This is a genomic window from Cuniculiplasma divulgatum (assembly GCA_031200235.1).
In the GTDB taxonomy this organism is placed as follows: Archaea; Thermoplasmatota; Thermoplasmata; order Thermoplasmatales; family Thermoplasmataceae; genus UBA509.
This window is the reverse complement of record CP133595.1, coordinates 555,586-568,745: the sequence shown is the minus strand read 5'-3', so window position 1 is coordinate 568,745 and position 13,160 is coordinate 555,586. Positions and strand designations below refer to the sequence as shown.

15 protein-coding genes are annotated in these 13,160 nt (G+C 48.9%); 4 read left to right on the top strand and 11 right to left on the bottom strand.

Features of this window, described 5'->3' with window-relative positions; translation table 11 throughout:
• Positions 1–18: 18 nt before the first annotated feature.
• Positions 19–519, top strand: coding sequence for a hemerythrin domain-containing protein (locus RE469_03090; GenBank protein WMT45187.1), 501 nt, complete (start codon positions 19–21; stop codon positions 517–519).
• Between the two features lie 10 nt (positions 520–529).
• On the opposite strand, the gene RE469_03085 is transcribed toward RE469_03090, so the two are convergent.
• A complete protein-coding gene (locus RE469_03085) occupies positions 530–814 on the bottom strand; it encodes a hypothetical protein (GenBank protein ID WMT45186.1) in 285 nt (94 codons plus the stop codon).
• Positions 815–931: 117 nt separating this feature from the next.
• On the opposite strand from RE469_03085, the gene RE469_03080 reads away from it, so the two are divergent.
• The gene (locus RE469_03080; protein ID WMT45185.1) at positions 932–1,459 is read left to right on the top strand and encodes a hemerythrin domain-containing protein; all 528 of its coding nucleotides are present in this window, start codon (positions 932–934) and stop codon (positions 1,457–1,459) included.
• Positions 1,460–1,478: 19 nt separating this feature from the next.
• Here the strand turns inward: RE469_03080 and RE469_03075 are convergent, their stop codons facing one another.
• The 3 genes from RE469_03075 to RE469_03065 form a co-directional block, all read right to left on the bottom strand.
• On the bottom strand, positions 1,479–2,012 hold the full coding sequence (locus RE469_03075; GenBank protein WMT45184.1) for a cysteine hydrolase family protein: 534 nt from the start codon (positions 2,010–2,012) through the stop codon (positions 1,479–1,481).
• A 374-nt stretch (positions 2,013–2,386) separates the two neighbouring features.
• A complete protein-coding gene (locus RE469_03070; GenBank protein WMT45183.1) occupies positions 2,387–3,535 on the bottom strand; it encodes an amidohydrolase in 1,149 nt (382 codons plus the stop codon).
• A 29-nt stretch (positions 3,536–3,564) separates the two neighbouring features.
• The gene (locus tag RE469_03065; protein ID WMT45182.1) at positions 3,565–4,788 is read right to left on the bottom strand and encodes an MFS transporter; all 1,224 of its coding nucleotides are present in this window, start codon (positions 4,786–4,788) and stop codon (positions 3,565–3,567) included.
• A 183-nt stretch (positions 4,789–4,971) separates the two neighbouring features.
• Here RE469_03065 and RE469_03060 point away from each other — a divergent pair, with 183 nt between their 5' ends.
• Positions 4,972–5,904 carry a deoxyhypusine synthase gene (locus RE469_03060; GenBank protein WMT45181.1) on the top strand — a complete coding sequence of 311 codons (933 nt, stop codon included), beginning with the start codon at positions 4,972–4,974 and terminating at the stop codon, positions 5,902–5,904.
• 48 nt (positions 5,905–5,952) lie between these two features.
• Here RE469_03060 and RE469_03055 read toward each other — a convergent pair whose 3' ends face one another.
• Positions 5,953–6,240 (bottom strand): hypothetical protein, encoded by a 288-nt coding sequence (locus tag RE469_03055; GenBank protein WMT45180.1) that lies wholly within the window; start codon positions 6,238–6,240, stop codon positions 5,953–5,955.
• A gap of 56 nt (positions 6,241–6,296) precedes the next feature.
• On the opposite strand from RE469_03055, the gene RE469_03050 reads away from it, so the two are divergent.
• Positions 6,297–7,208 (top strand): ornithine cyclodeaminase, encoded by a 912-nt coding sequence (locus RE469_03050; GenBank protein WMT45179.1) that lies wholly within the window; start codon positions 6,297–6,299, stop codon positions 7,206–7,208.
• Between the two features lie 13 nt (positions 7,209–7,221).
• Here RE469_03050 and RE469_03045 read toward each other — a convergent pair whose 3' ends face one another.
• The 6 genes from RE469_03045 to RE469_03020 all read right to left on the bottom strand — a co-directional run bounded on the left by RE469_03045 (position 7,222) and on the right by RE469_03020 (position 13,118).
• Positions 7,222–8,154, bottom strand: a complete 933-nt coding sequence (locus tag RE469_03045) for a TIGR01777 family oxidoreductase (GenBank protein ID WMT45178.1) — start codon at positions 8,152–8,154, stop codon at positions 7,222–7,224.
• Positions 8,155–8,231: 77 nt separating this feature from the next.
• On the bottom strand, positions 8,232–8,594 hold the full coding sequence (locus RE469_03040) for a cupin domain-containing protein (GenBank protein WMT45177.1): 363 nt from the start codon (positions 8,592–8,594) through the stop codon (positions 8,232–8,234).
• Between the two features lie 188 nt (positions 8,595–8,782).
• On the bottom strand, positions 8,783–10,807 hold the full coding sequence (locus RE469_03035; GenBank protein WMT45176.1) for a xanthine dehydrogenase family protein molybdopterin-binding subunit: 2,025 nt from the start codon (positions 10,805–10,807) through the stop codon (positions 8,783–8,785).
• 5 nt (positions 10,808–10,812) lie between these two features.
• The gene (locus RE469_03030) at positions 10,813–11,334 is read right to left on the bottom strand and encodes a (2Fe-2S)-binding protein (GenBank protein ID WMT45175.1); all 522 of its coding nucleotides are present in this window, start codon (positions 11,332–11,334) and stop codon (positions 10,813–10,815) included.
• The gene (locus RE469_03025) at positions 11,334–12,206 is read right to left on the bottom strand and encodes a xanthine dehydrogenase family protein subunit M (GenBank protein ID WMT45174.1); all 873 of its coding nucleotides are present in this window, start codon (positions 12,204–12,206) and stop codon (positions 11,334–11,336) included. The genes RE469_03030 and RE469_03025 overlap by 1 nt, the downstream gene beginning before the upstream one ends.
• 51 nt (positions 12,207–12,257) lie before the next feature.
• Entirely contained in the window at positions 12,258–13,118 is an 861-nt protein-coding gene (locus RE469_03020; GenBank protein ID WMT45173.1) for an XdhC/CoxI family protein, read from the bottom strand.
• Between the last annotated feature and the right edge of the window lie 42 nt (positions 13,119–13,160).

Below are 13,160 nucleotides of genomic sequence, written 5' to 3'. Positions count from 1 at the left end.
TTATTACACTGGATAGACATGGCAGATGTTGCAGAAGTACTCATGATTGAGCATGAGGCAATCAGGCACATAAGCAGGTTCATCACACCAAGTTCGGAACTGAGCCTTGCTGATTTCCACAAATACCTGAAGGCAGTTCACATAGAAATAGAGGAAAAGATAGTGTTTCCGGCAATCGAGAAAAAGCTTCCGGAAGGCCGGAAGGACATGGTTTCAACCATTGAGCAGATCAAGGCGGATCACAAGCTCATCGACACCCTTGCTGGAAATATCGCTAAATGGCAGGATAAGGGGGACACTGATCTGGTCAATGAAAGGTTCCCACTGTACCTCCGGCTTCTCAAGGATCACAACCTGAGCGAGGATCGGCTTGTTTTTCCATGGTGGAAGGAGCTTGACCTCAGGGAAGTAAAATCAGCCATAAAGGAAGCGGAGGCAATAATAGATTCTTTCGGCAGGGAAAATTACATGGAAATAATCGGTCTTTCGCCGGAATCATTTGTGTACATGTTCGAATGAGATTCCCTGCTCAGTCTCCATCCCCGTCATTTATGTCCACATATGATTCGAATAAGTAGTTTATGTCCTGAAGCTTCCTGAAAAGCTCATTCCCGAACTCGGATAGCGTGAGTGTCCCATCATGCCTGAACTCTGCAATGTTCATGCTCACCAGGTATTCTGTGATGGAATCCTTTGTGGTTCCTACATCAGTCTTAAGGTCATTCCAGTTTACCTTTCCGTACGTTCCAAGCTCAAATATGGCCCTGAGGATGCCAGGTTTCCAGTCCAGCCATTCAATATAGTCTTTGCCCATATTCTCACCATAATATCAATAACTGCCCGTATTTCTACTCATCACCTGACCTGTAAGGCAAGCTCATGATCTGCATTCGCGGTAATTTATATCTTATGGCGGCATGTTTCTCGTGAAATGTCTCTGATGGACAATCTCAAATTCAAGGGATCAGATGCAACCCAGATGCTGAGGAATCAGCATAAGATCACTGTTGGTATTTCTGAAGGCTTCATTGCGAATGAAGTCAAACTGGAGGATTTTGTTGGGCATGTTGATTATGCAATCTCTGTTCATTTCAGGCTGGAAGAGGAGATACTCATCCCCGTCCTGAGCCCTCTCCTGAGGCAGTACCTGGAGTTCGAGGAGCCCATCCGCATAATAAGGGGTGAGCATGTCTCAATAAAGTCGCTTTACAACACACTTTACAGATCAATATCATTCGAGGCAGAAGATACGGCAGCTACATCTGAGGAGGTACTGAACAAATCAGGCCTGATTGCAAAGACCCTCCTTCAGCATATTTTCAAGGAGGAAAACGGGCTTTTCGGCATGGCAGATCTGTATATACCTGAGCAGCAGAGGGAGAAGATACAGTCCGACCTCGAAAGGAAGAATGAGGAATACCACCAGTCTTACATTTCTGCCCATGGCAGGACGAAATGAACCGGCACAGTTTGATGAATCAGCTTCTTGCCACTGCCGAGAGATCATTGAAGCTCAGTACGGTGGCGAACTCCCCATTCAGCGATGCAAGGCTTACACTGTGGACATCCTCTGCCCTGATGGTCCTGCCCTTCAGGTCCTTCCGGTCAAATGTAACGCAGGCATCCTCAATCACAAACACATTGAATCCAAGGTTGGCTGCCATCCTCACAGTGGTGCTCACGCAATGGTCAGTGGTTATGCCGGCAAAGAAAAGATCGTGAATTCCCTGCGCCCTTATGCGCTGTTCCAGATCCGTGCCTATGAATCCGCTGTTCACATGCTTAACTATGACTGGTTCCCCATCAACCGGCATAGCCTCTGGCTTGAACTCATATCCAGGTTTTCCCGCCTTAAGAAGGGAATCTGGGTTTCTTGAATCATGCCTGACGTGAATAACTGGCAGGTTGTTCTCCCTCCAGAGTTCAAGGGCATCAGACATCACCTTCTCTGCGTCCGGATTGTTTCTCCTGCCCCATGAGGGATCGTTCCAGACCAGCTGCACATCAATCATAATGAGAGCCGAATTTCCCTGTATAGAATATTCCATACGCATGGGAATTGCCGGCAGAGATATACATTTTCACTGTATGTGTTAACAGTAAAATTTCCACAGATTGTCGCTGAGTTTAGCATATGCAATTAACCCCTGCATTCCAAAAAACATCGCTCATTCCGCTGTGACAGAAGATTATGGCAGGAAACATTAACAGTGCTTTTAAACAGAGTACAGGGAACATGGATATTGACAGAATATAATAAAAGAGGAAATCTGTATTAATTAATTTCATTCAATACAGAAATCCCCCTGTGGTTTCGTCACTCATATGCATACAATTCCCGGATGACAGCTGGTGGATACTTTAAGGAGCCCGATGGAAGTTGAAGTTAATCAGGAATACCCTTAAGGAGAAGTCTCAGGGCACTTTCCGTCATGACATTAACACCAAGCATCAGGGCTGTTTCATCCATCCTGTATCTGGGACTGTGTTGTGATGCGGTGATTCCCTTTTCCGGGTTCCCAACACCAAGTCTGAAAAAAGCGCCAGGTGCAACTTCAAGGAATCTGGAAAAATCCTCTCCTCCCATTGTTGGTGGCGGGTATACAACATGATCCTTCCCGACGAGTTTGACCGCAACCTGGTTCACAACCTCCGCAACTCTCCGATCATTCAGTAATGCAGGATATCCCTCCTCATAATTGAAGCTAAACTGTGCTCCATGTAAATTGCAGAGTGATTCCAGCATGTCACGGAGCCCGTCCCTTATCTTATCACGTATCTCTTTGCTGTATGTTCTCACAGTACCGCTGATTTCTGACTTTGATGCTATTATGTTGAATCTGTCACCGGCTTTTATGGTGCCAAATGTGAGTACTGCAGGCTGTGTCTGATCAGTCATCCTGGAAATGAGCGCCTGTGCTGAAACTATGAACAGTGAGGTAACATATATCACATCCGATGTCTCATGGGGTCTCGAGCCATGTCCACCCGGTCCGGTTATGGTGATGAAAAACTCGTCTGAGATGGCAGCGCCGTAGTCGAAGTTAATGCCTATGGTTCCGGCCGGGAGGGTTGAGATAACATGCTGGCCCAGTACAAAGTCAACACCTTTCATGATTCCCTCCCTTATCATCTCTATTGCCCCACCAGGTGGTGACTCTTCTGCAGGCTGAAACATGAGCCTCACACGTCCGGGAAATGAGGGATCTGCTGCAAGTTTCCTGGCAACACCCAGCAACATAGCTATGTGAGCGTCATGCCCGCACGCGTGCATCACTCCCTTATTTTTCGAGGAAAACTGGTCTCCTGACATTTCATCAAGGGGGAGTGCGTCTATGTCAGCCCTTAAGGCCACGGTCCTGCCCTGAGTTTTGCCGCTAATATCACAGTATATTCCAGTCCCTGCAATGGGTATGGGTCTCAGTCCAATCTCATCCAGCTTTTTTGCTATCATTTTTGAAGTCTGGAATTCCTTGAAGCTGAGTTCAGCAATTTGATGAAATTCTCTGCGGAGTGAGATCACGTAATCATTCAACTCACTCTCTTCAATGACCTTAGCCAGGATTATTCACCCTCTCCAAGCACCTCGGCCTCCTGGCTGGCGACAGCGTGTTTCACGTTTGGCGTGATGCCCACAAGAACGAGGCTTACAAAAAGAGGGACCAGTATAACGTAAATCCCTGCCAGATGATACCCTACAGCGTTCACAGCAATTCCCATCAGTGGCGATCCTATGATGGTGCCCAGGTTGAAAATCAGGAACATAAATCCCACTGCGGATCCTCTCCATGCATCTTCAACAGAATCCTGGGCAAACGCGTTGACATTGCCATACATGCCATATCCTGCACCGAAAAGTATTGTTCCCAGTGCGGCAACCGCGAAAACTGGCGAGTGAATGAACAGTACTATGGAAGCCAATGCCATTACAACGCTGGCCGCCAGAATAACCATCTTCCTGTTGAAGGCATCACCCAGTACGCCTGCTGGCAGGGTAGCAATTAGAAGAGCAAGTCCGAAAAAGGAGAAGACAAACGACGCATTTCCCTCGCTGAACCCATATGCCGTAAGATATGCTGTGAAGTAGCTCTGGAAGGCAAAGAAGGCCACTCCGAAAAAGAAGAATGAAAGAGATATAACGATGAGCGACGGATTGAGGACCTCCAGGATCCCCTTCTTCGGTCTCTGATATAGCTTGTATTTTGATGGAACAAGTGCAATGACCACGCCTATGAGCGCAGCTCCGCTGATTCCAGCTATAATAAATGGAATGTCGAATGTGGTAGCTGTTGAATATGCAGCATATATGTAAGGGGCAACGAATAGCCCGAGACCAAAAGCTATTCCCTCAGAGGCTATGATGGTCTGCCTCCTCTCCGGTCTTATATCCCCAAGGAACGCTATAATTTCAGGCTGGATCATTCCCGTGCCGAATCCAACCAGGAATCGGTAAATAACAAGCTCATACTGGTTTGAGACAAATCCAGTCAGGGCTGAGAAGAGTGAGATGATGGTCAGTGAGATTATTATGCCGTTTCTGGTGGTGATTTTATCGAATATGTATCCACCTATAACGCTGAATATGGCTATTCCCGCAGCAAAACCTGAACCGGCTATCCCAAGGAGGAACTGGTTAACCTTTATGGTCTTCAGGATGAATGTACCACCAAAGAAGAAAAGGTTCGCATCAAACCCAACCAGAAACATTCCAAGGGCAATTGGAATGACCACCTTGAGCAGTCCTCCGACTGTATTGGCCTCTTTTATGACAGTCTGTTCCGTGTTCACACGACCCACACGGAGTTCAATGATATAAATGTTTAGTTCAGAAGCAGTGGCGGACAGTCATCATATGGGTCAAACCAGTGTTAGTCGGGGTTTCCAAAAAAGGGACTCCCTGACAATTCGTAGGCTTTTTGCCTCAGGGCAATCATTTCGGTAATAATTTTAGCGTGGTCATGATACCATCCTATGGATAGGAAGGAACTCCTGACTTCTCCTGTCAGGGACCTCAGGATAAATGCGAAAACAACACTGGCTGAATTAATGGAACAGTTTGGGGAATCAGGCGGATTCACATCTGCAAAGCTGCATACTGCCATGACGATTCTCAGGAAGATGTTCAGTGAGCAGAATACAACCTTTCTTTCATTTCCCGCAGACATAATTTCAACGGGTACAAGGGGAATAATCAACGATCTTGTGAGGAAAGGCTTCATTGACGTTATCATTACAACAAACGGGACTCTTGACCATGACATAGCCCGCACTTACATGAAGTACTACAGCGGCACATTTGATTACAGCGACAGGGAATTGAGGAATCTTGGTATAAACAGGCTGGGAAACGTATTCGTGCCGGATGAGAGCTACGGTGAGATAATCGAGGCTCAGGTTCAACCCTTCCTGGAGCAGGCTTACTCCATCAGGAAGGAATGGGGAGGTGCTGAGATAATAAGAGAATTTGGCCTGAAAATGAATAATCCAGATTCCATACTGTACAATGCCGCAAAGAACAATGTTCCGGTGTATGTGCCAGGAATGACGGATGGATCATTCGGGTCACAGCTGTGGTCGTTCTATGAACAGCATCATGACTTCAGGATAAATCTACTGCGGGATGAGCATGAACTTTCCGATATAGTCTTCGAGGCAAAGAAGACCGGGGCGCTTATGCTTGGGGGCGGAATCTCAAAGCACCATACAATATGGTGGAACCAGTTCCGGGATGGCCTGGATTATGCAGTGTATGTAACCACAGCACAGGAATACGACGGATCGTTATCCGGGGCGAAACTTGAGGAGGCAATCTCCTGGAAGAAAGTGAGGGAGGATGCCGAATTTGTTAATGTATACGGGGACATCACAGCGCTCCTGCCCCTGCTGGTAGGGCCTCTGCTTTAATTTATATGGGGTTTGCGTTGCGGGATTCAGAGGAAATCCTTCCAGGAATCAGATATACTTCAGCCATTCCATTACGGGGTCGTCCTCGCCCTCAAGATCTGTTGTGGTTTCTCCGAAGGCACTTCGCGTTGTAAACCTGTAAAAGTAGATCACACCGTTCCTTTCCCGCCCATACATTATATGCTCCACGGACTGTCCTTCCGGAAGGTGCCCCATTGCCTCCGGGAATTCAGGAGAAAAGTGGAGCTCAAAATTATCGCCATCCCCCTCTATCCAGTATGAATTATTTCCGCTGACGTAGTCCCTGAGTTTCTTTGCATCTATTGAAGGGCCCATGGGGCATCAGTTTATCTGGCTATATAGGTTTTTTACTCCAGAATGCATGCAAGATTATGTATTACATAACGGAAGAGGACGTCAGGAAGAACCTTGGAATGAAGGAGACCATAGATGCCATGGAGACCGCATTCACTGAATACGGGAATGGAAGGGCCACCACCAGCCCCAGGGACAGGCTGATCATTGGCGGAGTTGTCTACAACACCATGCCTGGCGTCATCGAGAAGTACCATCTGGCAGGCCTGAAGACATACATAGCTTCAAAGAACGGAGCAAGGTTTGTCGTGGCCGTGTTTGACACCCGTTCCATGGATCTGGTTGCGGTCATTGAAGCCAACCGCCTGGGACAGGTGCGGACAGGAGCACTCCCTGCCATGGTCACATCCAGGATCGTGAAGGACAGGAATCCCGACATATGCATAGTTGGGTCCGGTTTCCAGGCCGAAACCCAGCTGGAGGCGCTGCTTGCTCTATATGACCCGGAGAATGTTTACGTATACTCAAGGAACTTTGGCAATGCATCGGCTTTCGCGGAAAGAATGTCCCGTCTCCATGGAATAGCGGTGACACCGGCGAAGAGCGTGGCCGAAGGAACCAGGAAAGCAAGAATAGTAAATTCAATAACTGATTCCAACGAGGCCATTTTCTCCAGGAAGGACCTAGGGCAGGAATATCATGTCAACCTCTGTGGTGGAAATCTGCCAAACAGGAGGGAGGCGGCTGAGGACATTCTCACAGGATCCGAGGTGATAATTGCAGAAAACCTCGACCAGGCCCTGAAGGAATCCGGTGAGATCATAGGTTTTCATGAGAACCATCCTGAAAGGCAGATAACGGAGCTGAAGGACTTCATCAACGCAGGGAAAGCGGATTTCAAGAGGTCTGTATTCAAATCCATGGGCATAGGCCTGGAGGATGTGGCTGCAGCCTATGTTGTGCTGAAGAACATGTCCCTCATTGACTGAATGGATACCGTTATCACGTGCTGCCCATGAGGTCAGCAAGGGCTGCTTTCAGGTCCGTGTACCTGAACCTGTATCCCAGTTCCATGGCTCTTCGGGGAACCACTTTCTTTCCCTTGGCCAGCACGTTGGACACCTCTCCCATCATTAGCCTGATGACAGTTATGGGAATCCTTATCCTGGACCCCTTGTGCATGACTTCCCCAAGGGTAGCCGCAAACTCATTCATTGTGGGAACCTGAGGATCGGAAGCGTTCAGGGGACCGGAAACATTATCATTTTCAAGCGCAAACAGGACAAGCCCAACCTCGTCATCTTCATGTATCCATGGAAACCACTGGTTCCCCGGACTTATGGGACCACCTATGCCCTTCCTGAAAACAGATACAAGCTGTGGCAGGGCACCTCCCTTCATTGTGAGCACAACACTTGTCCTTATGAGAACGACCCTGACACCCATACTGGCTGCCGCCATGGCTTCCTTTTCCCAGGCAGTTACAAGGTCACCCCAGAAATCCCTGCCTGGCGGAGAACTTTCATCCACTTCCCTGTCATCAAAGCTGTCGTAGCCGTAAATGCCTGAGGCTGAGCCGTTGATGAGTACGGCAGGTTTTTCTGTGCACTTGCTTATGGCGTCCACAATCTGCTTTGTGGCTTCCACCCTGGAATCCCAGATTTCCTTCCTGTAATTCCCCTTCCACTTCTGGAAGATGGGGGCGCCTGAAAAATTAATTACAACTGCAGATCCCTCAAGATTCTGCTTCCAGTCATCCCTGGTATAATCCCACCTGATGTGTTCATTTATTTCAGGAAACATATCTCGGCTCTTCTCCACATTCCTGGCAAAGATCCTGATGCTGTATCCATCCTCCATAAGCGCCCTGATGACGCTGCTCCCTATGAGGCCGGTTGCACCGAACACTGAAACTGTGCTTGATTTTCCTTCCATGGTGGTAAATTGTTCATTTAGATTTAAATAATCATAAAGAAAATATTCAAATTTTCACAAAAGGGATAGGGGTGTGGTTATTCTCCAAGGATCTCCTTTGCGGCCTTTATGGGGACAATGCAGATTATCTTCATGTCCTCTGTTGCCGTCATGCCATGCCTGAGGTTTGGCGGGATGAATATGAAGTCCCCCTCTGATGCTGTCTTCTGGGCATTTCCAAGGGTAACGTCGCATTTTCCTGAGACAACAAAAATCTCGTGCTCGTAGTCATGGGAATGGTACGGGGTGCTCTTTCCCTTTCCAACCGTGATGAGCCGCATTGAAAAAGTCGGAGCGCCATCCCTGTGGGTTATGAGCCAGCGGATAGCTCCACCTCCCGGCATTGGTATCTCCTCAACCTGGGAAAAATTCTTCACGAATCCCTCTTCTGTCTTTTGCATGTATATGTTATGAGCTTACTGAATATAAGCCTTGACAGATACCGGCAGCATGATCGCCATTGGTCAAAGATCCTGCCATACAACGCCATTGCAGGATGATTGCGTTGATTACGGCGATGTGAACAAAACGCTCACAGGAGTTATTGTTGAAGTGAAAATTGCATGCAAAAAAAAGGTTGGTATCCGACCTATGGTTCGCGCACAGCAGAAATCAAGTATTCCGGATTTATTGGCGTTTCCGTTATGTGAAGGCCGGTGGCAACCTCTATTGCCCTAGAAAGAGCCACGGGTGTGCCTATGGTGGGAGCTTCACCAAGGCCCTTTGCCTTTGAAGGCAGTGTGGATTCACTGCTGTGCAGGATGAGCCTGTAGCGCGGGACCATGGTTGCTTTCACAACTCCGGCATCAGCGATTGATGATGTGATCATCTGCCCGTTCTGGTCAAACATGAGCCCCTCGTAAAGGGTCTGCCCTATGCCTTCTGCGCATCCCCCGGCATTCTGCCCTATGGCATTGTCCATGTTGAGTACCTTTCCAAGGTCATAGTATGATATGCATTCGTCGACCCTGACTCTGCCATACCTGTCAGTGCTCACAGTTATCAAATTTGCTCCAAGGCTTGTGTAGGGCTTGTCATAGTGGAAATATTCATAGGAATCCCACTTCCCATCAAGAAGCTTCGAAACGGAATATTTCCCGTGCTTCTTCTCCACCTGTTCCTTAAGCTTGTGCGCCGCCTCCACCAGCGCGGATCCCCCCATCATTGCGGATCTGCTTCCCCATGCGCCAACACCCTCCTTCAGCTGGTCAGTGTCACCCTTCTGCCATTCAACTATTCCAGGATCGACGCCAAGCTCGTCGGCAAGGATCGACTTCACAAAGAGATCATGCCGCTGGCCATGTGCGGTTCCGCCCAGCCATACCTTGATGCCGCGGTTTTCAACAAGTATCCTGGCAGTCTCTCCAGGCATGGTTGCCGGCACCAGGACAAACCATCCGAAACCGAAGTTGCCTTTCTTCCTGTGCCCATTGTAGTCCATTGCCTTCACAGCCTGTTCAAGGAAAGGCTTTGAAGCCTCAACGGTAAGTCCTGTGGGACTCACAAAAGGTTCCCGGGTTGCGTTGATCATCCTGACATCAACAGGATCCATATGGAGCTCATCGGCAAGCCTGTCAACCATTCTTTCCATGAAAAATGCGGCCTCGGGTCTTCCTGCACCCCTGTATGGTCCCTGCGGCACCTTGTTGGTGAGGACGGACAGTGCATGTATGTGGGCATTGTTTATCTCGTAGGGGCCAGTGATCTGCATGGCGATGAATCTTGATGAAAATTCTCCCGATCCTCCCGCAAATGCTCCGCTGTCAACTATTACATCTCCCTTTATGCCCAGGATCCTGCCTTCGCGGTTCGCGTAAAGCTTCATCCTTCCCACGACGCCACGTCCCGGCCTGCTGGCCAGGAGATGCTCGGAACGTGTCTCTATCCATTTCACAGGTCTGCCCTCCTTCATGGCGAGCCATGCGGCTACCACGTATTCCGGATAGAAGCCCCCCTTCAGGCCAAATGCGCCTCCGGTATCTGTCTGTATGACTCTGACCGCATCCGGTGAGAGTTTCATGACCTCGCAGAATCCCTGCTTGATGGTATGGACACTCTGTGTGCTTATCCATACTGTGAGCCTCTTTCCATCGTATGCTGCAACAATGCCCCTGGGCTCAATGGGATCGGTTGCTATGCGGTGGTTCACGAAGTGATCCTCAATGACAACTGGCGCATCCACCTGGAAATCCTCTCCCAGGTACCTGTCGGCGAGTATGTTGGACTTCAGTCCGGGATACATGGGATCAGCGGACAATGCCTTCTCCGGATCCACTATTGCAGTGAGGGGCTCGTAGTCAACATCAACTGTATCCACAAGGTCCTCTGCCTCGTACGCATTCTCTGAATACACAGCGGCAACAGGCTGGCCCACATAGCCAACGTATTCTTTGGCCAGTACGGGGTGTTCAAGATACTCGAAACCGGCACTTGCTCCTTCCCCCACGGAAGCCATCTTCATGTCGATGTCCCTTGATGTAATGCCTCCGGTAATGCTCTTTATGCGGGCCCTGGCATAAGGGCTCCTGACAAAGGCCAGATGCAGCATTCCTGGCAGGTTTATGTCATCCACGAAGTTTCCCCTGCCCGTGACCATCTTCTCTGAAAGATCCACTGGAATCACCTGCTCCTCCTGACGGGAATCTCCTCCTCTGTGTATTCCCCTTCCTTTTCCATGTTTCTCTGTGCCTCCTCAATGGAATCAACTATGCTTTCATAGCCTGTGCAGCGGCAGAGGTTTCCGGATATGGCCTCCCTGATCTCTTCCTCAGTGACCTTCTTTTTCCTGTTCAGGAGCCAGAATGATGTCAGCACCATGCCAGATGTGCAGTAGCCGCACTGCAGGCCATGCTTGTCAACAAACGCCTTCTGGACAGGATGCAGTTTTCCCGGAGTCCTGGAGAGCCCCTCAATGGTTGTGATCTTTTTTCCATCCGCCTGGACTGCAAGTATGGTGCATGACTTCACTGCCCTGCCATCCATTATGACAGTGCAGGCACCGCAATTGGTGGTGTCACATCCCACATGGGTTCCAGTGAGTCCTGCTATTTCCCTTATGAAATGGACCAGCAGCATCCTCGGTTCTACCTCAGCTGTCTTTTTCTCGCCGTTTATTGTGATTGATATTTCCTTTCCTGTCATTATTTCATTCCTCCCGATCTCCTGAATGCATTTTCAAGCGCCTCCATTGTTATGCGCTTCAGGATGTTTTTCTTATACTCAACAGAACCATATGTGTCCGGACTGGGCTGCGATTTCTCAACAACAATGTCGGCAGCCTCACTGATGACTGACTTATGGAATTTCTTACCCAGAAGGTAGTCCTCCGCTTCCGGGATGTACATGGCTTTCGGCCCCATGGATGTGATTGCAATGCCAGCTTCCACAACCGCTCCGTTCTCAAGCCTCAGTTGCACTGCACTTCCAGCCACGGAGAAATTCCAGGTGCCTCTCTCGAACTTCACGTATGATCCGCCTGAGTGTTCTTTCCATACGGGAATGGATATCCCGGTCAGGACCTCATCATGTTCAAGCGCCGTGGTGAAAGTGTCAATGAAGAAGTCCCTTGCATTTATGTTCCTGTCCCCTCCCCTTCCCCTTGCCACAAAGGTTGCCTTCAGTGCAAGCATCACTGCAGGGAGATCGTTGCTGGGATCGCCATGGGAAATATTTCCGCCAACTGTCCCCATGTTCCGGACAAGGGGATCCGCAAGCCTGGCAAGGGCATCCATGAGAATCGGGTACCTCTTCCTTATTGTGTCGGAATATTCCAGATCGGAATCAACGGTCATTGCCCCAATCCTTGTGGCATTGCTGCTTTCCGTTATGTAGGAAAGGTCCTTTATTCCTGACAGGCTGATAAGGTACGGTATCTCTGTTATCCTTGACTTGAGCAGGGGGATAAGGCTCTGGCCCCCAGCCAGTATCTTTGCGTCGTCTCCATACTTTTCAAGAAGGTCTATGACCTCATCAACGCCGGTCGGGGCATAATATTCAAAAGCCGGTGGCATCATAAGCCAAACAAGGATTTCAACTATTTAAATAAAGTTTTTATGTTGTAAAGATTATATTGTCTTAGCCTTTTTTTCAGTCGCTTTTTCAGCATGTTGTTCAGCAGAGGCTCCATTCCTCCTGACCCTTATGATCTCTGCAATTATGCTCACTGCGATCTCCGGCGGTGAAATTGCTCCTAAATCCAGACCGATGGGTGTGTGCACAGCTGCAAGGAAATTCTCATCTATGCCCAGCTTCCGCAGTTCATCAAAGTCATGCTTCGCTCGCTTCCTGCTGGCCATAAGGCCAACATATGACGCTTCAGTGTCAGCCAGGCTCCGGAGCGTAGGTATATCACGATCTCCCTTGGTGAGAATCACCACGTAATCTCCTCTTGATATGTTCAGGTCACGCAGGTTGAAGTCCAGATGGGTGATGAGTGTGTCCGGTTTATTTGTCAGGGATGGTGCATGATCGATCACGGTCACCTGGAAATCACAAAGTTTTCCCAGGCCTGCCAGCGAATCCTCTATGTCATCCTTCCCGCCCTGCCCGATTATTATGAGCCTGTCGCGAGGCCTGTACGCCTCCAGGAACACTTCAATTGTGCCTCCGCAGAATGTCTCCACATAGACTTCATCCGGCAATTTCCTTGAGACAATGGCTTCAAGACCCTTCCCGGATTCCTCAAGGTGAATCCTTATTGTCCTTGGGACGCCTGTTGAAAGAACCTGTTCAGCCGCATCCAGGATAACAGAATCGGGACATGCCCCTCCAAGTGTCCCGTAAATTATCTCACCATTGTGGACAATGACCTTGAATCCAGGCTTGGCAAGTGACGATCCATCAGTTTTCACCACAGTTGCAGTGACAAAAGTCATGTTCTGCGATATGAGTCTGTGCATTTCCTCTGCATACCCTATGGTCTCCATGCACAGTTATTGCTCCCTCCGGATATTTCATTTTCGGAATCC